Below are 23,255 nucleotides of genomic sequence, written 5' to 3'. Positions count from 1 at the left end.
AAGGTGCCCGTGCACATCCTTGACCTTCTCGTGTCCGGCCTGACGCTGGGCTCCATCTACGCGCTCGTCGCCCTGGGCTTCCACCTCGTCTTCAAGATGACGGGGATCATCGACTTCGCCCAGGGTGACAAGGTCGTGATCGGCGGTCTGCTCGGCCTGACGCTCGTCCAGCAGGGACTGTCCACCGTGATGGTGGTCCTTCTGCTCGTCGTCGTGGCCGGGCTCCTGCTCGGCATCGCCTACGACGCGATCGTCATCCTGCCGACCCAGCGCAACGGGGCCCTGGCGGCCATGGCCGCCACCGTCGGCATGACCCTCGTCCTCGCCCACGGCCACCACCTCGTCTGGGGGCCGGACCCGAAGCCGTTCCCGCCGGTCTTCGAGGGCGGCATCGAGCTCGGTCCGCTGCGCGTGAGCTACCAGAGCATGGTGATCTGGGCCGTGGTCGTCGCCGTCGGCGTCGGGCTGGCCCTGCTGATGGGCCGCTCCCGCACCGGCCGCGGCATGGTCGCCGCCGCCACCGACCCGCTCGCGGCCACGGCCGTGGGCATCAACGTCTCCCGCATGCGCGCCCTGTCGTTCGCCCTCGCGTTCGGGCTGGCGGCGCTGGCGGGCGTGCTGGTCGCGCCGATCACCCTCGCGGGCGGCTCCATCGGCACGGCCCTCACGATCAAGGGCTTCACCGGCGCCGTGCTCGGCGGGCTCAACAGCACCAAGGGGGTGGTGCTCGGCGCGCTCCTGCTCGGCGTGGTCGAGAGCCAGCTCGCCGCCGTGCTGCCCAACGGCAACGTCGACCCGGTCGTGTTCATCGCCCTGGTCATCATTCTGCTATTGATGCCGAACGGCCTGTTCGGCCTGAGGAGGCAGCGACTTGCCTGACAAAGCATTCGCCGTCAGGGCGGGGCGGCATCTCGCTCCCACCCTGATCGCCGCGGTGATCCTCATCGGGTTCGTCTTCACCGACCCCGGCCCCAGCGGCCTGGCCCTGGGCGTGAACATCGCGGTCGCCGCGATCGCCTCGGTCGGGCTGACCCTGGCCATCGGCGGCGCGGGACAGTTCTCGCTGGGACAGGCCGGCTTCATGGCGATCGGCGGGTACGGCACGGCCTACCTGATGCTCGCCCACGAGGTGCAGTTCCTCTGGGCGCTGCTCGCGGCCGTCCTGCTGGCGCTGGTCATCGGCGCGCTGGTGGGCTACATCGCGCTGCGCCTGCACGGCAACTACCTCGCGATGGCCACCCTGGCGGTCAGCAGCGGCATCTACGCGCTGCTGGTGCTGCCCGGCGAGCTGGGCGGCGCCAACGGCTACGCGCCCATCCCGTTCCCGGAGATCTTCGGCCACAAGTTCATCGACCCCGTCGACCAGTACCTGCTCGTCGCGGTGACGCTGATCCTCGTGCTGCTCGTCTCCAACTGGCTCCTGGCCTCGCGAGGCGGCAAGGAGCTCGCCGCGATCCGCGACGACGAGGTGGCCGCCCGCGCCGTCGGCGTCAACATCACCGCCCGCAAGGTGCAGATCTTCGCGCTCTCGGCGGTCATCGGAGCCGTGGCCGGCGGCGTCAACGGCCCGCTGCAGACGGCCATCGACCCGTCGCTCTACTCACCGGCCGTGTCCATCCAGATGTTCGTCATGGTGATCCTCGGCGGACTGGGCAACATCTACGGCGCAGTGCTCGGCGCCGCGCTCGTCACCTGGCTGATCGCGGCCGTCCCCGGCAACGGCTCCTGGGCGCTGACCATCCTCGGCATGGTGGTCATCGCCTTCATGGCGCTCCTGCCCGACGGTCTGTCCGGGCTGCCCAAGCTGGCCAGGTCGCTGCTCGGCAGACTGCGCGGGCGCACTACGGAGGGCTCGATCACCGGAGGCTCGAAGTGAGGACACCAGGCACGGCTGAGGCGCGCGGCGTCACCCAGCGCTTCGGCGGGCTGACCGCCGTCTCCGACGTGAGCTTCTCCGTCGGCGCCGGCGAGATCCACGGGATCATCGGCCCCAACGGCGCGGGCAAGACGACCCTGCTGAACATCCTCAGCGGGCTGCAGCGCCCCACCCAGGGCTCGGTCGTCATCGGCGGCGACGACGTCACCCGCTGGCCCAGCCACAAGCTGGTGGCCAAGGCGAGGCTCGTCCGGACCTTCCAGACCGTACGCCTCTTCTCCAGCATGTCGGTGCACGAGAACCTGATGATCGCCGCCCGCATCGTCGCCGGGCCGGCCGAGGCCAGGACCCGCGTGGACGGGGCCCTCGACCGGCTGGCGCTGACCGCGCTGGCCGCCGAGCCCGCCACCGCCCTGTCCTACGGCCTGCAGCGGCGGGTCGAGCTGGCCCGCGTGATGGTGGCCGACCCGGCGGTGGTGCTGCTCGACGAGCCGGCCGCCGGCCTGAACCCGCAGGAGCGCCGCGAACTCGCCGACACCCTCCACGCGATGCGGGACTCCGGGGTCACCGTGGTGCTGGTCGAGCACCACATGGACCTCGTCCACGCGGTCTGCCAGCACTGCACGGTGCTCGACTTCGGCAAGGTGATCAGCCGGGGCACGCCCGACGAGGTCACCCGCGACCCGGCCGTCCTCGAGGCCTACCTCGGGGGCAAGCACCACCGGGCCAGCGAGGTCGACGCCGTCATCCCGGAGGACCTGGAAGGAATGTCTACAGCATGACCGCACCGGCACAGGACAGCGCCCTGCTCGAACTGCGGGGCATCGTCTACAAGTACGGCGCGATCAGCGCGCTGCGCGAGGTCGACCTGAGCGTGCGCAAGGGCGAGGCGGTCTGCGTCATCGGTCCCAACGGCGCCGGCAAGACGACGCTGGCCCGGGTCGCGGGCGGCCTGTACCGCCCGGCCAAGGGCAAGGTGCTGATCGGCGGCGAGCCCCTGCCCAGGAGCCCCCATGACGTAGTGGTCCAGGGCATCGGCAGCGTGCTGGAAGGCCGCCACCTGTTCGTCGAGCAGACGGTCACGACCAACCTGGAGCTGGGCTGCTACCGCAGCGGCCTGGACAAGGCGACCGTCGGGGAACGGCTGGAGAAGATCATGACGCTGTTCCCGGTGCTCAGGGAGCGGGCGCACCAGCGGACCTCGACCATGTCCGGCGGCGAGCAGCAGATGGTCGCGATCGGCCGGGCGCTGATGGCCGAGCCGCAGATCCTCATCCTGGACGAGCCGTCCATGGGGCTGGCGCCGAAGATCACCGGCGAGGTGTTCGACGCGCTCGCCTCCCTGCGTCAGGGTGGCCTGTCGATCCTGCTGATCGAGCAGAACGCGCCCCTGGCCTTCGAGCTGGCCGACCGCGGCTACCTCATGCGCCAGGGCGCGGTCGTGGTCGAGGGCAGCATCGACGAGCTGACCAACGACGACGTCGTCCGCTCGGCCTACCTGGGGGCGTGATGAGCTCCGGTACGGGGGCGCCGCTCTCCGGCGACCTGCTGCGCGACCTCGACGAACGGCTCTGCCGGCTCGGGCTGGGCGAGCTGGGCCTGCCGGGCGCCCTCTACCAGGGCGACCCGCCGTACGAGGCCACGCCGGTCCCCACGGGCGAACCGCACGACCGGACGGCGCCGTACGGGGCCGCGCAGGTCCCCACGGGCGAACCGCACGACCGGACGGCGCCGTACGGGGCCGCGCAGGTTACCACGGGCGAACCGGGCGGCCGGACGGCGCCGTACGGGACCACGCCGGTCCCCACGGGCGAACCGGGCGGCCGGACGGCGCCGTACGGGGCCGCGCCGGTTACCACGGGCGAACCGCACGACCGGACGGCGCCGTACCGGCGAGCGGGCGGTGAGGACGAGTCCGTGCTGGGCATGGGCGCGGCCCTGCGCGACGGGCGGCTGAGCCCGGCCGACCTGCTCGACCGGACGCTGGAGCGGATCGCCGGCTCCGACGGTGAGATCCGCGCCTGGGCGCGCGTCGACACCGACGGCGCACGCGCCGCGGCGGAACGCTTGATGGCAGAACGCTCGCTGTCGGGGCACGCGACGACAGGACACGCGGCGGCGGAGCGCGACCCGGCGGAGCCGGGCTGGGCCGGGCGGCCGCTGCACGGCATCCCGGTCGGTGTGAAGGACCTCATCGACGTGGCCGGCGTCCCGACGGGCGGCGGCTCCCGCCACCTGTCCGGGCCCGGCCGCGAACGGCTCCCGGCCGCCGACGCGGGCTGCGTGGCGCGGCTGCGCGCGGCCGGCGCGGTGATCGTCGGCAAGACCACCACGCACGAGTACGCCTTCGGGGGCACGACTCCCCCCACCCGCAACCCGCACGACACGGCCCGCATCCCGGGTGGCTCCTCGGGCGGCTCGGCCGCGGCCGTGGCGGCCGGGCACGTGCGGGTGGCGTTCGGCAGCGACACGGCGGGCTCGGTGCGGATCCCGTCCTCCTACTGCGGGACGGTCGGGCTGGTCCCGTCACCGGGGCGGCTGCCCGGCGACGGCGTGCTGCCGCTGGCCTGGTCGCTGGACCGGGTGGGCCTGATCACCGCCTCGGTGGAGGACCTCGCCCTGTCGGCGTACGCCCTCGGGATCAGCCCGCTGATCGACCTCGACGGGCCCGCCACGTTCGAGGGGGTGCGGGTCGGCGTCCCCGCCGGCGCCCTGGACGAGCCCATCGACCCGGAGGTCGGGGAGGCGGTCGAGAGCGCCTTCGCCGCGGTCCGCGCGCTGGGCGGCGAGATCGTCGAGGTGGAGATCCCGCACGGCTGGGCCGCCGTCGCCGCCGGGATGACGATCATCCTGGCGGAGTGCCTCGACTACCACCGCGAGCGCCGCCGCGACGGTGGCGACGAGCTGTTCGGCGCCGACGTGCGGGCCATGCTCGACCTGGCCGAGCGGGTCCCCGCCGGAGCGTACGTGCGGGCCCAGCGGCTGCGGCACGCGCTGCGCGCGGAGGCGCTCGCCGCGCTGTCGGGCGTCGACGTGCTCGCGATGCCGACGATGCCGTGCGTCGCGCCCCGGATCGACGCCGTGGGCGAGGGCACGCTGCCGGTGGGCGGCGCCCAGGTGAGCATCGCCGAGGCGCACCTGCGTTACAACGTCCTGGCGAACCTGGCCGCGCTCCCCTGCGCGACCCAGCCGGTCGGCGTGGGCTCTGCCGCGCTGCCGGTCGGCCTGCAGTGGGTGGCCGCGCCGGGCGACGACGAAAGGCTGATCACCTCCATGAACTCCCTCGCCCGCCATGGCCGCTGACACCAACCGGGTCATCGACTCGCTCCGGCTCGACGACACCTTCCTCGACGAGGAGCACCGGGCCCTCCGCGGCGTCCTGCGGCGGTTCGTGACCGAACGGATCGTCCCCCGCGCCGATGACTGGGAGGCGGGGCTGCGGGTGCCCGGCGAGGTGTTCCGGGAGCTGGGCGGGCTGGGCCTGCTCGGCCTGTCGTTCCCCGAGGAGTGCGGCGGGGGCGGCGCGGGCACGCGCGGCGCGGTCGTGTTCAACGAGGAGCTCGGGCGCTCGACGTACGGGGGCGTGGCCACCTCGATCACGGTGCACACCGACTTCTCCGCGCTGCACCTGGCGCGGGCGGGCGACGACGGGCAGCGCCGGAGGTTCCTGCCGGACATCCTGGCCGGGCGCAGCGTCTGCGCGCTCGCCGTGACCGAGCCGGACGTGAGCTCCGACCTCACCCGCCTCGCGACGCGCGCCCGCAGGGACGGCGACCACTACGTGCTGGACGGCCGCAAGACGTTCATCTCCAACGCCAACATCGCCGATGTGTTCTTCGTCGTCGCCCGCACCGGGGAGCCCGGCTCGGGACGGCACGGCCTGTCGCTGTTCGTCGTGGAACGCGGCACGCCCGGCCTGTCCAACGGGCGGACGTTCACCAAGAGCGGCTGGCACAGCGCCGACACCGGGGAGCTGGTGTTCGACGGGTGCCGGGTCCCGGCGCGCAACCGGCTGGGCGAGGAGGGCTCGGGGTTCCGGTGGATGATGCGCGGGCTCGACCACGAGCGGATCGGCCTGTCGGCCCAGGCGGTCGGCCTGGGCGAGGCGGCCCTGGCGCGGACGGTCGGCTGGCTGCGTGAGCGGCCGGCGTACGGCAGGACGCTGTGGGACCTGCAGGCGCTCCGGCACGAGCTGGCGCGTTTCACCGCGCGGCTGTCGGCCGCCAAGACCATGCTCTACCACGCGGCGGCCAGGGCGGACGCCGGTGAGGACCCCCGGACGCACGCCGCGATGCTGAAGGCGTCGATCCCGGAGCTCGTCAACGAGCTGGTCTACAAATGCGTCCAGTTCAGCGGCGGCTCCGGTTTCGTCACCGGCTCGGAGGTGGAGCGGATCGCGCGTGACGCCCGGTTCCTCGCCATCGGCGGCGGCTCGACGGAGGTCATGCTCGACGAGATCGCGCGGCTGATGTGACCCGGCCGCCGGAGGTGGCCGGGTCAGCGCTGCCGGAAGGAGAAGTGCGCGCCGTAGCGGGAGCGCAGGCCGAGCCGGGGCCCCTCGGCGGTCGCGACGATCCCGGTGGACTCGCCGTGGGAGCCGCCGGCCAGCCGTCCGGCCAGCTCGGCGAGGTCGTCCATGGCGCATTCGGCGACCACCCTGGGCGCGCCGGTCATCGGGCGCGGCTCGCGGCGGGGCAGGTGCCGGATGAACTCCAGCCGGGCGTTGCGCGACCTCGGGCCGCGCGTCAGGACGGCGTCGAAGCCCTCGCCGGGGTCGAGCGTGAGCAGCCGCTCCAGCGCCTCGCCCTCGAACCGGCCCGAGAAGTAGATGCGGCCGCCGAGGACCTCTTCGGCGAACGCCCGCGCCGCGGGCAGGTCGTCGGTGGCGAACACCACGGCGTTGACCTCGCTCACGTCCACCTCGGGCCGCTCGCCGAGCACGCAGCGCGTGCGGCCCTCGCGGTAGCCGACGAACGCGTGCAGCAGGCCCGAGGAGGTCTGGTCGAGCATCCGCTCCCTGACCGGGTGCTCGGTGCCGGGCAGCAGGTAGTCGACCGGGTCGCTGACGAACCGCCAGCCCTCCGCCTCGATCGCGGCCTCGGTCTCGCCGGGCCGGCGCAGGTAGAAGTCCAGCGCGTACGGCCCGGGGCGGTCGGGGATCCCCGCGGGGCCGGGCGACGGCAGGCCGGGCACGCCGACGAGCCTGATCCACCCGCCCTGGCTGCCGGGCTTGCCGAGCAGCAGCGAGCTCTCGGGCGGCAGCGGCAGGTCCCAGATCCGCGCCCACGGCTCGGGCTCCCGTACGGGCCCGGCCTCGATGACCTCGAAGCCCATCGCGTCGACGTACAGCCGCCGTAGCGGGCCGGTGTCGGCCACCGGCAGGACCACGACGTCGATACCGTCGAACATCAGGCTGACTCCTCATCGGTCCGGTGCCGCCGCGCGGGCGGCAGCACAGCTCGGCGCAGATAAGTCTGATGTATTGCTTCATGGCCTGTCAAGCTGGGCCGGCCGCTCGCGCCCTCATCACGGCGCACGCCGGGGGGCGGGCCGCCCACCTTCACGGACTCCCTTCTTCACCAGGACCTCCCATGCCAAACCAACTTTCATCCGACTTTTATCAACCCGTTTCCCGGCAGAACGGACGTGCGGACGAGGGCGCGTTCGCCCGCCGCCCGGCGCCTGGACGCGTCCATCCATCACCGGACCATGCACTCATCGGCGGGGAAGGCTCGCCGGCACACGTGGGGGCGCGCCCGTGTCAACGGATCGACGGAACGGCTCCCGGGTAGGTCTGATGTTTACTTTCCGGCCTTTCCGCGTATCCTTTACGGCGCGTTTGACGGCGATGGCGGCTCACGGTTCGTGGCGGCTGTGGAACAATGACCCACGACCCTGGAGCTGCTGGGCAAGGCTGCGTATTCTTGATGTCAGACCTATGTGATCGGCCACCTGACAGAGGCACGGACGGCACAGCGGCCCACGGGTCGCAAAGCAGCGGGGCAATACGGGGAATACGCGGAAGAACCGGCTTTTGAACAGGTCACTAACACGACTTCTCCGCATTAATCACGATTCACGAAGGCGAGACCATGGGGCAGGGCAACACGTCCAGTGCGAAGGAGAGCAACGCCGAGCGCGTGACCTCTCCCCCGACGTCTAACACACTGCCGGTGAGCCGGCTGCGCCCGGCATACCAGCAGGTCGCCGACCAGCTTCGGGAGCTGATCCTCAACGGCTCGCTGGCCTCGGGTGACCGGTTGCCGCCCGAAGGCGACCTGGGCGGCAACTTCGGGGTGAGCCGGAGCACGGTCCGCGAGGCGCTGCGCGTGCTCGCCTCCCAGGGGCTGGTCAAGACGGTCCGGGGCACCACCGGCGGCACCTTCGTCTCGCGGATCGAGCCCGACCAGATCAGCGACTACCTCGAGACCAGCATCGGGTTGATGTCCGGTTCCTCCGCCCTGCGGCTGGCCGACATCCTCGAGGGACGCGAGCTGCTGGAGGTCCCCGCCACCGCCCTGGCGGCCGAGCGGCGCGAGCAGCGGCACATCGACGCGCTGCGGGCCGCGGTGGAGCGCGAGAAGCACAGCCGCGGCCGCAGCGTGAAGTTCCACGAGCACCGGCACTTCCACGGCATCATCATCGAGGCCAGTGGCAACGGCCTGCTCTCGATGATGACCGAGCCGGTGTTCCGGGTGCTGCAGTCCCGCTTCCTCAGCCCGGAGGCCCCGCCCGAGTTCTGGGCCCGGGTCGACCGGGAGCACGAGGCGATCATCGATCGCATCGAGGCCGGCGACGGAGAGGGCGCCAGCGCGGCCATGCAGAGCCACCTGCGCCACATCCGCGACGCCTACCACGAAGGCTGACACCGGCCGGGCCGACCTCGACGAGTTGGGGAGCGAACGAGACGTGAAGACGACACCGCGAGCCCGGACGTCCGCCGCGGGCGACGGCTCACGCGCGGGAGTCCTGCCGGTCAGCCGCATCCGTCCCGCCTACCAGCAGATGGCCGAGCAGCTGCGCGACCTGGTGATCGGCGGCGGTCTGGCCCCCGGCGACCGCCTGCCCGCCGAGGGCGAGCTGGCCGGCATGTTCGGGGTCAGCCGGAGCACCGCGCGTGAGGCCCTCGGGCTGCTCGCCACGCGTGGCCTGATCACCATGGGTCCCGGCGGCAGCTTCGTCAACCAGATGGAGCCGTCGCAGGTGAGCGACTACCTGGAGACGAGCCTCGGGCTCATGTCGGGCCCCGACGGCATCTCGATGGCCGCCATGCTGGAGGCGCGCGAGATCCTGGAGATCCCGGCGGCCCGGCTGGCGGCCGGCCGCCGCGACGAGCACCACCTGGCGCTCCTGCGCGCCGCGCTGGAGCGCGGGGCGCACAGCCACGGCCGTGAGGCCAAGTTCAAGGAGCACCAGCACTTCCACAAGCTCATCGTCGCCGCCGCGGGCAACGACCTCCTGAACGTGATGACCGAGCCCGTGTTCAAGGTGCTCGAGACCCGGTTCGTGCGGCCGGACATCCCCGGGAGCTTCTGGCCCGAGGTCGACGGCGAGCACGTGGAGATCCTGCGCCACATCGAGCGGGGCGAGGGCGATCTGGCGGCCGACGCCATGCGCCGGCATCTGGGCGCCCTGCGCGGCGTCTACCATGACACCGACTGAGCGGGCCGGCGTCCACGGCGTTCAGCTCCAGGACGGCGCGCGGTTCTCCCGCCACGCCCGATACCCCTCCTGGGCGTCGGAGTCCGCGGGGGTGACGTAGGCGACGAACTCCTCGATCTCGGGCCCCAGCGCCTCCTCGACGCCCAGTCCCTCGGCCGCGGCGAGCTGCCGCTTCAGCGCGGCCAGACAGGCGCGCGACTTGCCGGCGAACTGGGCCGCGAGCTCGTCGGCGGCCTCGCCGAGCTGGTCGTCCGGCACCATCCGGAGCGCGATCCCGAGCTCCACCGCCTCGGCGGCCGGGATCCATCGCCCGGTCAGGAAGATCTCTCTGGCCCGCTGCCTGCCGACGATCCTGGGCAGCCGGGAGGTCGAGCCGCCCGCGGGGATCACGCCGAAGGTGGTGTGGGCGTCGGCGATCCGCGCCGAGCCGGCGACCAGCACGAGGTCGCAGGCCAGGATCAGCTCGAACCCGCCGGCCCGGGCCAGCCCGTTGACCGCCGCGATCACCGGCATCGGCAGGCGTTCGAGCCGCAGGGTGAGCGCGGCCAGCCTCCTGATGACGCCTTCCCAGACGGCGGCGTCGGCGAAGGCCCGGTCGAGCAGCGCCCGGTCGAGTCCCACGGTGAACGCCCTGCCGGTGCCGCCGATGATCAGGGCGCGCACCTCGGGGTCGGCCTCGACGGCGTCGAGCGCCGACTCCAGGTCGTCGAGCACCTGCTCGGTCAGGCTGTTGAGCGACTCGGGGCGGGTGAACGTGATGCGCCCGACCCGGCCGGCCACCTCCAGCGTCATGGTCTCGTACGTTCCCACGCGCCCAGCCCCTTCCACTGCTGCCCGACTCTGCGCCTGAATATCTCTGACGTATCCTCGGCCGAGTATCGGGGATGGACGGCATACGGCGCAACATCGCCCCCCGAACAGCCGGACGACGTGACATTCACGCTCCGGTCAGATAAAAATCTGACATATCGAGGACTTCTGTCCGGACCATGATCGGCGAGGTGATGCCATGAACGAGCTCAGCGTCCCCCCGCGGCCGCCGGACCCGGCCGTGCTCGACGAGATCCAGAGGCGCGTGCTGTGGCTGGCCACGCGCATCGTGGACGCCGCCAACCGCGAGCGCGACACCGGCGACGGCGTGAAGGTCGGCGGCCACCAGGCGTCGAGCGCGTCGCTCGTCACCGCGATGACCGCGCTCTGGTTCGCCCACCTCGGCGCCGAGGACCGGGTCGCCGTCAAGCCGCACGCCTCTCCCGTCTTCCACGCCATCCAGTACCTGCTGGGCAACCTGGACCGCTCGTACCTGACCCGGCTGCGGGCCCGCGGCGGCCTGCAGTCCTACCCCAGCCGCACCAAGGACCCCGACGGGGTCGACTTCTCGACCGGCTCGGTCGGCCTCGGCGCCGCCGCCCCGCTGTTCGCCGCGGTCACCCGCAGGTACGTCGACGCCCACTTCGGCGAGCGGCCCGCCTCCCGGTTCGTGGCCCTGATCGGGGACGCCGAGCTGGACGAGGGCAACATCTGGGAGGCCGTGGCCGATCCGTCCACGGCCGGGCTGGGCAACGTCATGTGGCTGGTGGACTTCAACCGCCAGTCCCTGGACCGCGTGGTGCCCGGCATCCGCATCGACCAGTGGCGCGGGCAGTTCGAGGCCGCCGGCTGGCACGTGGTGGAGGTCAAGTACGGGCACCGGCTGCGCGAGGTCTGCGCCCGGCCGGGCGGCGGCCATCTGCGGGCCTGGATCGACGCGATGCCGAACGAGCAGTACCAGTCGCTGTTCGGCCTCGACGGCCCGGCCCTGCGCGACCGGTTCCTGGACGGGGCGCCCCCCGAGGCCGGCGCGTTCGCCGCCGGCTTCACCGACGAGGAGCTGGCGCCGCTCGTCACCGACCTGGGCGGCCACGACCTCGCGGCCATGCTGGAGGCGTTCGCCGAGTGCGACGCCGTGCGCGACCGGCCGAGCGTGGTCTTCGCCTACACGGTCAAGGGCTGGGGCCTGCCGATGGCGGGCGCCCCCCGCAACCACTCGGCCCTGCTGTCCGGCGAGCAGATCGACGACCTGCGGGCGCGTACCGGCCTGGACCTCGCCACCGAATGGGACCGGCTCGACCCCGGCTCCCCCGCCGGCGCGTGGGTCGGCAGGCGGCGCGCGGAGCTGACCCGGGCGCCGCGCCGGCCGGCCGCGCCGGTCAAGGTGCCCGTGGCCACCGGCGCACGGGCGACGCGGCCGGTCTCCACCCAGGAGGTGTTCGGCCGGGTGCTGACGGACCTCGCCCGCGACGAGGCCGTCCTGCCGCGGCTGGTCACGACCGCTCCGGACGTCGCCACCTCGACGAACCTGGCCGGCTTCATCAACAAGACCGGCGTGTTCTCGCCGGCGCGGCGCCGGGCGTGGAGCGAGGACCGGGTGCTGCGCTGGTCGGAGAACCCGGCGGGCCAGCACATCGAACTGGGCATCTCGGAGATGAACCTCTTCCTGCTGCTCGGGCAGCTCGGACTGTCGTGGGACCTGTCGGGCCAGCCCCTGCTGCCCGTGGGCACGGTCTACGACCCGTTCGTGCTGCGCGGCCTCGACGCCTTCATCCACGGCGTCTACTCGGGGGCCCGGTTCGTCGTGGCGGGCACCCCCTCGGGCGTGACGCTGGCCCCCGAGGGCGGCGCCCACCAGTCGACCATCACCGCCTCGGTCGGGATGGAGCTGCCCGGCGTCACGTTCGTCGAGCCGGCCTACGCGACTGCGCTGGACTGGCTGCTCTGCGACGCGCTGGGGCGCATCGCCGCCGACCCCGGCGGGCGGAGCGGCGAGGACGACGGCGGCGACGGCGACGGCGACGGCGACGGCGACGGCGACGGCGGTGAGGGCGCCTACTACTTCCGGCTGAGCACCCGGCCCGTCGACCAGGCTCCCTTCGAGGCCGCCCGGTCGCGGCTGGGCGACGAGGCCGTCCGGCGGCAGGTGCTCGCGGGCGCGTACCAGATCAAGGACGCTCACCACGACCATCCCGAGCTGCGTGACGGCGGCGCGCCCGTGGTGCACCTGGCGGCCTCGGGGGCGGTGCTGCCCGAGGCGCTGGAGGCGGCGGCGGAGCTCGCCGACGAGGGGATCGCCGCCCATGTGGTCGACGTCACCTCGGCCGGCCGGCTCTACCGGGCGTGGCGGGGCACGCTGCGGCACGGCGTGCGGACCGCCACGACGCGGCCCGCGCCCGGCGCGCTGCGCGCGGCCTTCCCGGCGCGGGCTCCGGTGGTGACGGTGCACGACGCGGCCTCGCACGCGATGTCGTGGCTCGGCACGGCCCTCGGCGTGCCCGGCGTCCCGCTCGGAGTCGACGAGTTCGGCCAGTCGGGGACCGTGCGGGACCTGTACGAGCTGCATGACCTGCTACCGGGCAGCATCGTCAACGCCGCCCTGGCCGCCCTCGACCTTTATTCCTCAGATGTATAAGCTACCGGTGAGCCCAAGACCCTGGGGCAGAACGAAGTGAAGTGCCGATACAGCACAGGCCAGGTCACTCCCATGCTTGGACAGAGCCGACTGGCATGCTCTACACTCGATATGTCTGACTTTAACCTTTCATGGTGCGAAGCGAAGGGAAGCCGATGACGGCCAAGGATGGGTGGAAAGGACGATTCTTCGAGGACTTCGAGGTGGGTGACGTCTACCGGCATCCGCTCGGCCGCACCGTCACGGAGACCGACAACACCTGGTTCACGTTGCTGACGATGAACACGAACCAGATGCACTTCAACAGCGAGTACGCCGCGCGCTCCGAGTTCGGCAGGCCGCTGGTCGTCTCCACGCTGACCGTGGCCATCGCGGTGGGGCAGAGTGTCACCGACACCACCCAGAACGCGTTCGCCAACCTGGGCTGGGACGACATCAAGATGACCCACCCGGTCTTCGCCGGCGACACCCTCTACAGCGAGTCGCTGGTCCTGGAGAAGCGCGAGTCCAAGAGCCGCCCGCACGCCGGCATCGTCTCCATCCGCACCCGCACCCTCAACCAGGACGGCGACGAGGTGTGCTCCTTCAAGCGCACCTTCTACGTCTACAAGCGGGGCGCCGAGCAGCTGGAGAACATCTTCCCCACGGCCAAGAAGCCCTTCACGCCCGAGGACGGCTCGTGAGGATCACCTTCGCCCCGTGGGGCGAGACCCTGCCGGAGCTCATGGACGCGGCGCGGCGCGCGGAGGCCGCGGGCGCCGAGGTCATCTGGGTTCCCGAGCTGCACCGCAGCGCCACCGTGGCCGCGGCCGCGCTGGCCACGGCCACCAGCCGGGCCCGGATCGGCACCGCCATCGCGCTCGCCTTCACCCGCAGCCCCATGATCACCGCGCTGGAGGCGCTGGACGTCGACGAGCTGTCCGGCGGGCGCTTCGTGCTCGGCCTCGGCACCGGCGTGCAGCGGCTGAACGAGGACTGGCACAACGCCCGCTTCGGCAAGCCGGTCGGCCACATGCGGGAGACCGTGCGCAACATCCGCCACTTCTGGGAGAAGTGCACCACCGGGGAGCAGATCGACCTGCCAGGCGAGTACGAACCGATGCGGATCCGCGGCTACGAGCGGCCCTTCGGCGTCCACCGCACGGACATCCCGATCTACCTGGCCGCCATGGGCCCCGCGATGACCCGGCTGACCGGCGCCATCGGCGACGGCTGGATCAGCCACGAGCTCTGCTCGCCGCGCTACCTGAGCGAGCGGATCCTGCCCGAGCTGGAGACCGGGATCGCCGGCGTGCCGGGCAGGAAACGGGAGGACGTCGACGTCGTCGTCTCCGCCTGCTGCTCGGTCTCGAAGGACCGGAGCACGGCCGTCCGCCGCGTGACGGGCCTGGTCGGGTTCTACGCCAGCGTCCGCACCTATGCCGACTTCTTCGCCTTCCACGGGCTGGCCGACCAGCAGCAGGCCGTCGTCGACGCGTTCCGCCAGGGCAAGGGGGCCGAATACCTCGCTGGCTCCGTCTCCACCGACATGGTCGACGCGCTCACCATGGCGGGCGACCGCGACCAGGTGGCCGAGCGCATCGCCGCGTACGAGGGCAAGGCCGACTCGGTCAAGCTCAGCCCGCCCACCCACGGCCTCACCACCGCCGAGACGCGCGCGGCGCAGGACGAGCTCCTGTCACTCATGGCAGACCTCACAGGGAGCGCTTCATGAAGCCACTGGAAGACGTTCGCATCATCGCCGTCGAGCAGTACGGCGCCGGGCCGTTCGGCAGCGTCCACCTGGCGGACCTGGGCGCCGAGGTGATCAAGATCGAGGACCCGCGGGCGGGCGGCGACGTCGGGCGTTACGTTCCCCCCTACGGCGAGGAGGAGGACTCCCTCTTCTTCGAGACCTTCAACCGCAACAAGCGCAGCCTGTCGCTCGACCTGTCGACGCCGGCCGGCCGCAGGGTCTTCGAGGACCTGGTGAAGGTGTCGGACGTGGTCTACTCCAACCTGCGCGGCGACGTGCCCAAGAAGATCGGCATCACCTACGACGATCTCAAGCACCTCAACCCGGCCATCGTCTGCTGCTCGCTCACCGGGTTCGGCATGACCGGCCCGAGGAGCAAGGAGCCGGGCTACGACTACATCCTCCAGGGCCTGGCCGGCTGGATGGACCTCACCGGGGAGCCCGACGGGCCGCCCACCAAGTCGGGGCTGTCCCTGGTCGACTACTCCGGCGGGTTCGTCGCCGCGATCGCGCTGCTGGCCGGGCTGCACGCGGCCCGCCGCGACGGCGTCGGCATGGACTGCGACGTCAGCCTGTACGACACGGCCCTCGGGCTGCTGACCTATCCGGCGACCTGGCACCTGAACGCCGGATTCACCCCGGTGCGCACCCGTCACTCGGCGCACCCCTCGCTGGTGCCGTTCCAGGCGTTCGAGGCGAGCGACGGCTGGCTGGTGGTCGGCTGCGCGAAGGAGAAGTTCTGGGCGCGGCTCGCCAAGGTCGTGGGCCACCCCGAGTGGGCCGAGCCCGGCTCCCGGTTCGGCACGTTCGCCGACCGGCAGCGCAACAGCGCCGAGCTGCTCCCGCTGCTGGAGGAGATCTTCGGACGGCGCACCGTGACCGAGTGGCTGGAGGTGCTCTACGCGGCCGCCATCCCCTGCGGCCCGATCAACGACGTGGCCCAGGCGATGGAGGAGGAGCACACCAAGGCGCGCGGCCTGCGGGTGACGACCGAGCACCCGCGCTTCGGCACGGTCGAGCAGATCGCCTCCCCCGTGCGGGTCGGCGACCAGCCGGCGTCCTACCGCCGGGCGCCGCTCCGCAACGAGGACTTCGAGCTGGTGGTGCGTGACATCGCCGGCTACGACGAGGCGACGGTCGGGGAGCTGACGGCTCAGGGCGCGTTCGGCGACCCGGAGAAGGTGCCCGGCCTCCAGGCGGAAGCGTCCGCGCGATGATCGCACGGGAGCTGGCGGCGTGGGGTCTCGGCGTCACCGAGATCCCCGAGCCGGTGCGCCAGGCCGCCGTCCGGCATCTGCTCGACGGGTTCGGCACCGCGCTGGGCGCCTACCGCACAGGGGCCGCGGCGCCCGCGATCGAGGTGGCTCGCGGCCTCGGCGGCCCGCCCGAGGCCGCGGTGCTGGGCACCGGCGAGCTGCTCTCGGCGCCCGCCGCCGCCCTGGCCAACGGCACGCTCGTGCACGCCCTCGACTTCGACGACACGCACGCGGGCGGGCTGGTGCACGCCACCGCCGTCGTGCTGCCGGCGGCGTTCGCCGTGGGCCAGCAGGTCGGCGCGACGGGCCGGGAGGTGCTCGACGCCGCGGTGGTGGGCTACGAGACCGTCTGCCGGGTGGCCGCCGCCGCCCCGCACGGCTTCCACGCCCGCGGCCTGCACGCCACCATGGTCGCCGGCGTCTTCTCCTCCGCCCTGATCACCGCGCGGCTGCTCGGCCTCGGCGCCGGCCAGGCGGTCGACGCGCTGGGCATCGCGGGCAGCCAGGCGGGCGGCCTGCTGGCCTTCCTCGGCACCGGGGCCTCGACCAAGCAGCTGCATCCGGGGTTCGCCTCGCAGTCCGGCATCATCGCCGCCCGCCTGGCCGCGGCCGGCGCGACCGGGCCCGAGACGGTCCTCGACGGCCCGCACGGCGTGTTCGACGCGCTCTCGGCGGCCCCGGCCGACCTGCCGTCGATCGTCGCCGGGCTCGGCGAGCGCTGGGAGACCACCCGGATCGGGATCAAGCCGTACGCCGCCTGCCAGCTCTCGCACGCGACCGTCGGCGCGACGCTGGACGCGATGGCGCGCGAGGCGTTCGGCCCGGACGACGTCGCCGAGATCCGCGCCCAGGTCCACCCCGACTCGGCCTCGGTGGTCTGCGACACCTCCCGAGACCTCACCCGCCCGGCGAGCCCGTACGCCGCCAAGTTCTCGCTCCCGTGGAGCGTGGCGGCGCTGGTCACCGACGGCGGGCTGAGCCTCGGCACCTTCGAGGCCGGCTCGATCGCCCGGCCCGAGGTGCGCGAGCTGGCCGCCCGGGTCCACTGGGAGGTCACCGGATTCCCCGGTGTCGTCGCCGCCGACGCCCCCGGCCGTGTCACCGTCACGCTCAGGGACGGCCGCGAGCTGACCGGGGCCGTGCGGCGCAGCGAGGGCGGCGGCGGCAACCCGCTCAGCCGCGCCTCGCTGATCGCCAAGTTCGAGGGCAACGCGGGCGGCCCGGCGGCCGAGCTGGTCGACGCGATCGAGGCGCTCGGCGAGCAGCCGGACGCCGCCGCGGTCATGCGGGCCGCGGAGAGGTTCATCCACAGCAGGCAGGAGTTCCGATGACGTTGCGAGCGATCAAACCCGCCGAGTTCCCCTGGTTCCCGTACGAGGGGTTCACCTTCTGCCTCGGCCTGACCGAGGACGGCGTGGCCTGGTCCTCGGGCCACACGGCCGCCGCGCACGACAAGGCCGTCGGGAAGATGACCGTCTCGGGCACCATGCGGGAGCAGGCGCGCATCGCCTACCGCAAGGTGCTGACCATCATCGAGGCCGCCGGGCTGGGCCCGGACGACGTCGTGCACGTGACGGAGAACGTCACGGTCGCCGGCCTGGCCGACTATGCGGCGGCCGCGGCCGTGCGCGAGGAGGTCTTCGGCGCCCACCGGCCCACCGTCACGACGGTCGTCGTCGAGCGCCTGGTGCGCTCGGCCGCCCTGCTGGAGATCGAGCTGCACGCCGTCCCCGGCGGCGGGGCGGAGCTGCTGGCGGCCAGCGAGCCGCGCGAGGCCGGCACGTGGGTGTCCTCGCCGGTGCGCGAGGGCCACGACGGCACGGTGCACCTGCCGACCATGGTGCCGATCGACGAGTCGGGCGACGTGGTCAGCCCCGGCGACTTCGCCGGCCAGTACGCCTACTGCCTCGACCGGGCCGACGCGCTGCTGCGCGAGGCCGGGCTGTCGCTCGACAACGCGGTGACCACCTACGACTACTCGACCCCGGCGACGCGCGAGGTCTACCGCAGGAGCCACCGGGTCCGCAAGGAGCGGCTCGGCGGCGCCGGCGTCTACCCGGGGGCCGGCGGCATCCTGGTGAGCCGCCTGCACCACCCCGAGGCGCTGGTCGCGATCGACGTGACCGCCTCGCGGCACCCGCTGGAGCTGGTGAACCCGGGCTGGTCCCGCTACGACACGCTGACTTACGCCCCCGGCGTCCGTGCCGGGCGGACCCTGTTCATGTCGGGGTTCGCGGCGCTCGACATGGAGACCCAGGAGGCGCTGCACCCGGGCGACCTGCGGGCCCAGGCCGAGGAGACGTACGGCGCGATCCTGCGCCTGCTCTCCTACGCGGGCCTCGGCCCGGCCGACCTGCTGTCGACCATCGAGTTCTGCGTCGAGTCGGCGCTGCCCGACTACCGCGTGGTGGCGCCGGTGCGCGAGCGGCTGCTGTCGCCGCCGTGGCCGGCCTCGACCGGGGCCATCTGCAAGGGGCTGCTGCGGCCGGAGTTCCTGCTCGAGGTGTTCCCGACCGCGCTCTACCCGGAGGACGCGTCATGACGCTGCTCACCGACGACATCCGGGCGCTCGTCGGCCGCACGAAGGTCTACACGGCGCCGGAGGAGTTCGGCGCCGCGGCGGGCCGCTACTTCGGCATCGCGATCGGCGACCACAACCCGCTCTACTCCGACCCCGGGTACGCCCGCGCGCAGGGCCTGTCCGGCGTGACCGCGCCGCCGACCCTGATCTGCGAGACCAACCAGTACGCCAACCTGCCGTTGACGCCCGACGGCGACGCGGGGCACAACTGGGGCATCGAGATCCCGGGCACCCGCAAGGTGCGCGGCGGCAACTCCTACACCTTCCACCGCCGCATCCGTCCCGACGACGTCATCACCGCCACCTGGGAGATCGCGGACGCGACCGAGAAGACCACCCGGTCCGGCTCGGCGATGCTGATCATCACCTCGCGGGCCACGTACGCCAACCAGCACGACGAGGTGCTCGCGGAGAACGAGGAGACCATCATTTTCGTATCGCTGGGGGCCGGCTCATGACCTACGAGACCGGACAGGCGCTCCCTCCGCTCGAGCGCAGGATCGGGCTGGCGGACATGATCGCCTACGCCGGGGCCACCTGGGACTGGTACCGCCTGCACTACGACCCCGAGTTCGTCGCCCGGCAGAGGCTCCCGGCGCCGGTCGTCGACGGGCAGGTGTTCGGCGCGCTGCTGGTCGAGCAGATCCAGGACTGGCTCGGCCCGCGGTGCTTCGTGCACAAGCTGGACTTCTCCTTCAAGGCGCTCGTCTTCGCCGAGGAGACCGTCCGCTGCGAGGGCACGGTGACCGAGGTGGGCGACGACTACCTGGTGCTGGAGCAGCGGGTCGTCGTGGTCGGCCCCGACGGCGGCGTGGACCGGGTCGCCGCGGGCCCCGCGCACGCCAGGGTGCTGCTCGGCACACCGGACGGACCGGGCGCGACTCCGGGCGCGACTCCGGGCGCGACTCCGGGTGAGGCGGGGGCGCGATGAGCACGGGTGTCGCGATCGCCGGCGCCGCCGAGTGCGACCTCGGCGTCACCGGCAAGTCGATCCTCGGGCTGCAGGCGCAGGCGGTCGGCCGGGCGCTCGACGACGCGGGGCTGAGCCTGCGCGACGTCGACGGCATCGCCACGACCGGGGTCTCCAGGTTCTCGGCGACCCAGCTGGCCGACTACTTCGGCCTCCAGCCGCGCTGGACCGACTCGACGTTCGCGGGCGGCTCGGCGTTCGAGATGTTCGTGGCCCGCGCCACGCAGGCGATCCAGGCCGGGCAGGCCGAGACGGTCGTCATCAGCTTCGCCTCCAATCAGCGCTCGGCCCGCTCCCGCTCGCTCGGCGGCGTGGTCGAGGAGCACACGCCGGAGGCGCAGTTCGAGACCCCGTACGGCCCGCTCTACCCGCTCTCCTACTACGCGATGGCCGCGCAGCGCTACCTGCACGCCTACGGCGGCACCCATGAGGGGCTGGCCGAGATCGCGGTCGCGGCGCGCGAGTGGGCGCTGCTCAACCCGGCCGCCTTCCGTTACGGCACGCGCCCGCTGACGGTCGGCGAGGTGGCCGGCGCGAAGCCGATCTCCAGCCCGCTCACCGCGCTGGACTGCTGCCTCGTCACCGACGGCGGCGGCGCGATCGTGCTGACCACCCTGGAACGGGCCCGCGACCTGCGCAAGAAGCCGGTCGAGATCCTCGGCTACGGCGAGCGGACCACCAACACGTCCATGACCGCCGTGCCCGACCTGACCGTGACCGGCGCGGCGGGCTCCGGGGCGGACGCGTTCGCCCGCGCGGGGGTCACCCCGGCCGACATCGACGTGGTCCAGGTGTACGACTCGTTCACGATCACGGTGGCGCTGACCCTGGAGTCGCTGGGCTTCTGCGGCCGGGGCGAGGCGCTCGACTGGATCGCGGGCGGCCGGATCCGCCCCGGCGGCGGCTTCCCGCTCAACACCTCGGGCGGTGGCCTGTCCTACTGTCATCCGGGCCAGTTCGGGATCCTGCTGCTGATCGAGGCGGTGGCGCAACTTCGCGGCGAGGCGGGAGCCCGCCAGGTACCGGGCGCGCGGCTCGCGCTCGCCCACGGCACGGGAGGCATCCTGTCCACGCACGCCACGGTGGTGCTGGGGGTGGACGTGTGATCGCGCCCGAAGTCCCGGCACCCGACGAGATCACCGCGCCCTGGTGGGAGGCCACCGGGGAGCACCGGCTGCTGGTGCAGACCTGCGCCCGCTGCTCCGGCGCGCAGCATCCGCCTCGGGCGCTGTGCGTCCACTGCGGCCATGACGCCCTGGGCTGGTCCGGCTCGGCCGGGCTGGGCGTCGTCGACTCCTTCACGGTCGTGCACCGCGCGCCCCGGCCGGAGCTGGAGGTCCCGTACGTCATCGCCCGCGTCCGGCTGGCGGAGGGCGTCCTCCTGCTCACCCGGCTCGAAGGCCGCGATCCGGACACGTGGCGCATCGACGACCGCGTCCGGGTCACCTGGGTCGACCTCGACGACGGCCGCGCCCTGCCGGTGTTCATCCCCGCCGGCCCATCACCCACGGCGGAGCCGGAGACGGCTCCGGAGCAGAGAGGCAGCTAAGTGGATTTCCAGTTCAACGAGGAGCAGCGCGAGTTCCGCGCGCTGCTGCGCGAGTTCGTCGACCGCGAGATCATCCCGGTGGCCCGCGACTGGGAGCACTCCGGCCGCTACCCGACGGAGATCGTCGACGGCATGCGCGAGATGGGCCTGTTCGGGATCACCATCCCGGAGGAGTACGGCGGCCTCGACCTCGACCCGGTCTCGTTCGCCCTGGTCTTCGAGGAGATCGCGCGCGGCTGGATGGGCATCGCCGGCATCTTGGGCAGCCACTCCCTCGCCTGCCGGATGATCGCCATGCGCGGCACCGAGGAGCAGAAGCGCACGTACCTGCCCGGCCTCGCCGCCGGCGTCCGCCGCACCGGCATCGGCCTGACCGAGCCCGACGCGGGCACCGACCTACAGGGCATCCGCACGACGGCGCGGCTCGACGGCGACCACTACGTGGTCAGCGGAACGAAGACGTGGATCACCAACGCCCGCTACGCCGATCCGCTGCCGGTGCTGGTCAAGACCGACCCGACCACCACCCCGGCGCACAAGGGCATGAGCATCCTGCTGGTGGACGCCGGCCTGGAGGGCTACGAGGTCACCAAGGACCTGCCGAAGCTCGGCTACAAGGGCACCGAGTCGTGCGAGGTCGTGCTCGACAACGTGCGCGTCCCCAAGGAGAACCTGCTCGGCGGCGTCGAGGGCAAGGGTCTGCAGCACGCGCTCTCGGCGCTGGAGTGGGGCCGGGTGAACATCGCCTCCCGCTCGGTCGGCATCGCCCAGCGCGCCCATGACGAGGCGTTCGCCTACGCCAAGCAGCGCAAGGCGTTCCAGCAGCCCATCGCCGACTTCCAGGCGATCCAGCTCAAGCTGGGCAACCTGTCGACGCAGATCCAGGCGGCCCGGCTGATGGCGTACTGGGCGGCCGACGCCGTCCGCGCGGGCCGGGCCGACGGCGCGACGGGCATGGCGAAGATCTTCTGCTCCGAGGTCGCCCTGGAGGCGTCGATCGACGCGATGAAGATCCACGGCGGCTACGGCTACTCCACCGAGTACGAGGTGGAGCGGCTCTACCGTGACGCGATCCTGATGAGCATCGGCGAGGGCACCAACGACATCCTGCGCACGGTGGTGGCCAAGTCGGTGCTCAGCGGCGAGACGGTGGTGCGGTGAGCCTCGCCGGCGCGCTGCCGCGCAGCTACCTGTTCGTCCCCGGCGACGCGCCCGGCAAGCTGGCCAAGGCGCTGGGGCGGGGCGCCGACGCGCTGATCGTCGACCTGGAGGACGCCGTCCCGCCGGAGGGCAAGGAGGAGGCGCGGAGCGCCGTCGTCGCCTGGCTGCGTTCGGGCCTGGAGACGGGCGGCGCCCAGCTCTGGGTCCGGGTCAACAGCGGCCACCTGCGGGTGGCGGACGTCCGCGAGCTGGCCGGGATCCCCGCGCTGACCGGGCTGGTGCTGGCCAAGGCGGAGGACGCGGCGGAGGTGGCGACCGTCGCCGAGTTGCTGAGCGCCGCGGGCGACGACGACACCCTGCTGATGCCGCTGCTGGAGACCGCGGGCTCGATCCTGGACGCCCGGGAGATCGCCCGCGCCCCCCGGGTGCACCGGCTGCAGATCGGCGAGGTTGACCTCACGGCCGACGCCGGACTGCTGCCCGGACCGGACGAGGCGGAGCTGGCCTGGCCGCGCGGCATGGTCGTGCTGGCCAGCGCGGCGGCCGGGATCGACCCGCCGGTCGGCCCGGTCTCCCGCCTGACCGGCGATCCTGAGGCGCTGACGCTCTCCACCGAGCGGGTGCGCAGGCAGGGCTTCGTCGGGCGGGCGTGCATCCATCCCGCTCAGCTCCCGATCGTGCACCAGGTCTTCACTCCGTCGGACGAGGAGATCGCCGAGGCCCGGGAGGTGCTGGCCGCGTTCGAGCGGGCCACGGCCGCCGGTTCGGGCGTGGTCCTCGACTCCCAGGGCCTCATGCTCGACGCGGCGGTGATCCGGCTGGCCCGCCGGACGCTCGGCACGGTCTCGGCCGGTTAATCACCGAGAAATAGATCTGACATATATGTGTCGTGCCCTTCCGTCGCCTAAGTGAGTTGCTGTCAACAGTTTTGCGGCTAGCTAAGCCGAAAGATCAGACGATAATCTGGCGGCGGTGGGTCAGGGCTCGTACATGAAGAGGAACAGGAGTGGCAGGCAGCAA

22 protein-coding genes are annotated in these 23,255 nt (G+C 72.6%); 20 read left to right on the top strand and 2 right to left on the bottom strand.

What is annotated here, in order from left to right:
- Positions 1-9: 9 nt before the first annotated feature.
- From AB0C16_RS30620 to AB0C16_RS30595, 6 genes are read left to right on the top strand one after another with little or no spacing between them, the layout of a single operon-like run.
- Complete coding sequence (locus tag AB0C16_RS30620) at positions 10-879, top strand: branched-chain amino acid ABC transporter permease (RefSeq protein WP_357687866.1); 870 nt, start codon at positions 10-12, stop codon at positions 877-879.
- Entirely contained in the window at positions 872-1,876 is a 1,005-nt protein-coding gene (locus AB0C16_RS30615; protein ID WP_357687864.1) for a branched-chain amino acid ABC transporter permease, read from the top strand. The genes AB0C16_RS30620 and AB0C16_RS30615 overlap by 8 nt, the downstream gene beginning before the upstream one ends.
- A complete protein-coding gene (locus AB0C16_RS30610; RefSeq protein ID WP_357687862.1) occupies positions 1,873-2,658 on the top strand; it encodes an ABC transporter ATP-binding protein in 786 nt (261 codons plus the stop codon). Before AB0C16_RS30615 ends, AB0C16_RS30610 begins: the two co-directional genes overlap by 4 nt.
- Entirely contained in the window at positions 2,655-3,386 is a 732-nt protein-coding gene (locus AB0C16_RS30605) for an ABC transporter ATP-binding protein (RefSeq protein ID WP_357687861.1), read from the top strand. Before AB0C16_RS30610 ends, AB0C16_RS30605 begins: the two co-directional genes overlap by 4 nt.
- Positions 3,386-5,179 carry an amidase gene (locus AB0C16_RS30600; protein ID WP_357687859.1) on the top strand — a complete coding sequence of 598 codons (1,794 nt, stop codon included), beginning with the start codon at positions 3,386-3,388 and terminating at the stop codon, positions 5,177-5,179. Before AB0C16_RS30605 ends, AB0C16_RS30600 begins: the two co-directional genes overlap by 1 nt.
- Positions 5,169-6,350: an acyl-CoA dehydrogenase family protein gene (locus AB0C16_RS30595; RefSeq protein ID WP_357687857.1), complete on the top strand. Its 1,182-nt coding sequence runs from the start codon at positions 5,169-5,171 to the stop codon at positions 6,348-6,350. Before AB0C16_RS30600 ends, AB0C16_RS30595 begins: the two co-directional genes overlap by 11 nt.
- 23 nt (positions 6,351-6,373) lie before the next feature.
- Here AB0C16_RS30595 and AB0C16_RS30590 read toward each other — a convergent pair whose 3' ends face one another.
- On the bottom strand, positions 6,374-7,285 hold the full coding sequence (locus tag AB0C16_RS30590; protein WP_357687855.1) for a hypothetical protein: 912 nt from the start codon (positions 7,283-7,285) through the stop codon (positions 6,374-6,376).
- Positions 7,286-8,049: 764 nt separating this feature from the next.
- Here AB0C16_RS30590 and AB0C16_RS30585 point away from each other — a divergent pair.
- Both AB0C16_RS30585 and AB0C16_RS30580 read left to right on the top strand, forming a co-directional pair.
- On the top strand, positions 8,050-8,742 hold the full coding sequence (locus AB0C16_RS30585; protein ID WP_357687853.1) for a FadR/GntR family transcriptional regulator: 693 nt from the start codon (positions 8,050-8,052) through the stop codon (positions 8,740-8,742).
- Between the two features lie 43 nt (positions 8,743-8,785).
- Positions 8,786-9,538, top strand: coding sequence for a FadR/GntR family transcriptional regulator (locus tag AB0C16_RS30580; RefSeq protein WP_357687851.1), 753 nt, complete (start codon positions 8,786-8,788; stop codon positions 9,536-9,538).
- Positions 9,539-9,559: 21 nt separating this feature from the next.
- On the opposite strand, the gene AB0C16_RS30575 is transcribed toward AB0C16_RS30580, so the two are convergent.
- Entirely contained in the window at positions 9,560-10,348 is a 789-nt protein-coding gene (locus tag AB0C16_RS30575; protein ID WP_357687849.1) for an enoyl-CoA hydratase/isomerase family protein, read from the bottom strand.
- A gap of 199 nt (positions 10,349-10,547) precedes the next feature.
- Here AB0C16_RS30575 and AB0C16_RS30570 point away from each other — a divergent pair, with 199 nt between their 5' ends.
- The 12 genes from AB0C16_RS30570 to AB0C16_RS30515 all read left to right on the top strand — a co-directional run bounded on the left by AB0C16_RS30570 (position 10,548) and on the right by AB0C16_RS30515 (position 23,092).
- Complete coding sequence (locus AB0C16_RS30570) at positions 10,548-12,983, top strand: pyruvate dehydrogenase (protein ID WP_357687847.1); 2,436 nt, start codon at positions 10,548-10,550, stop codon at positions 12,981-12,983.
- 155 nt (positions 12,984-13,138) lie between these two features.
- Positions 13,139-13,666 carry a MaoC family dehydratase gene (locus AB0C16_RS30565; RefSeq protein WP_357687845.1) on the top strand — a complete coding sequence of 176 codons (528 nt, stop codon included), beginning with the start codon at positions 13,139-13,141 and terminating at the stop codon, positions 13,664-13,666.
- Complete coding sequence (locus tag AB0C16_RS30560; RefSeq protein ID WP_357687843.1) at positions 13,663-14,697, top strand: LLM class flavin-dependent oxidoreductase; 1,035 nt, start codon at positions 13,663-13,665, stop codon at positions 14,695-14,697. The genes AB0C16_RS30565 and AB0C16_RS30560 overlap by 4 nt, the downstream gene beginning before the upstream one ends.
- A complete protein-coding gene (locus tag AB0C16_RS30555; protein ID WP_357687841.1) occupies positions 14,694-15,935 on the top strand; it encodes a CoA transferase in 1,242 nt (413 codons plus the stop codon). The genes AB0C16_RS30560 and AB0C16_RS30555 overlap by 4 nt, the downstream gene beginning before the upstream one ends.
- Positions 15,932-17,305: an MmgE/PrpD family protein gene (locus tag AB0C16_RS30550; protein ID WP_357687839.1), complete on the top strand. Its 1,374-nt coding sequence runs from the start codon at positions 15,932-15,934 to the stop codon at positions 17,303-17,305. Before AB0C16_RS30555 ends, AB0C16_RS30550 begins: the two co-directional genes overlap by 4 nt.
- Complete coding sequence (locus tag AB0C16_RS30545) at positions 17,302-18,516, top strand: Rid family hydrolase (protein WP_357687837.1); 1,215 nt, start codon at positions 17,302-17,304, stop codon at positions 18,514-18,516. The genes AB0C16_RS30550 and AB0C16_RS30545 overlap by 4 nt, the downstream gene beginning before the upstream one ends.
- Positions 18,513-19,013 (top strand): MaoC family dehydratase N-terminal domain-containing protein, encoded by a 501-nt coding sequence (locus tag AB0C16_RS30540; protein WP_357687835.1) that lies wholly within the window; start codon positions 18,513-18,515, stop codon positions 19,011-19,013. Before AB0C16_RS30545 ends, AB0C16_RS30540 begins: the two co-directional genes overlap by 4 nt.
- Positions 19,010-19,486 (top strand): MaoC/PaaZ C-terminal domain-containing protein, encoded by a 477-nt coding sequence (locus AB0C16_RS30535; RefSeq protein ID WP_357687833.1) that lies wholly within the window; start codon positions 19,010-19,012, stop codon positions 19,484-19,486. Before AB0C16_RS30540 ends, AB0C16_RS30535 begins: the two co-directional genes overlap by 4 nt.
- Complete coding sequence (locus AB0C16_RS30530) at positions 19,483-20,631, top strand: acetyl-CoA acetyltransferase (protein WP_357687831.1); 1,149 nt, start codon at positions 19,483-19,485, stop codon at positions 20,629-20,631. Before AB0C16_RS30535 ends, AB0C16_RS30530 begins: the two co-directional genes overlap by 4 nt.
- Positions 20,628-21,074 (top strand): Zn-ribbon domain-containing OB-fold protein, encoded by a 447-nt coding sequence (locus tag AB0C16_RS30525; RefSeq protein ID WP_357687830.1) that lies wholly within the window; start codon positions 20,628-20,630, stop codon positions 21,072-21,074. Before AB0C16_RS30530 ends, AB0C16_RS30525 begins: the two co-directional genes overlap by 4 nt.
- Positions 21,075-22,235: an acyl-CoA dehydrogenase family protein gene (locus AB0C16_RS30520; RefSeq protein ID WP_357687829.1), complete on the top strand. Its 1,161-nt coding sequence runs from the start codon at positions 21,075-21,077 to the stop codon at positions 22,233-22,235.
- Positions 22,232-23,092: a CoA ester lyase gene (locus AB0C16_RS30515; RefSeq protein ID WP_357687827.1), complete on the top strand. Its 861-nt coding sequence runs from the start codon at positions 22,232-22,234 to the stop codon at positions 23,090-23,092. The genes AB0C16_RS30520 and AB0C16_RS30515 overlap by 4 nt, the downstream gene beginning before the upstream one ends.
- The last annotated feature ends 163 nt before the right edge of the window (positions 23,093-23,255 follow it).

This window comes from Nonomuraea sp. NPDC048916, from assembly GCF_040649575.1.
Lineage (GTDB): Bacteria > Actinomycetota > Actinomycetes > Streptosporangiales > Streptosporangiaceae > Nonomuraea.
The sequence above is the reverse complement of the archived record's forward strand: the minus strand, read 5'-3'. Positions and strand labels throughout refer to the sequence as shown.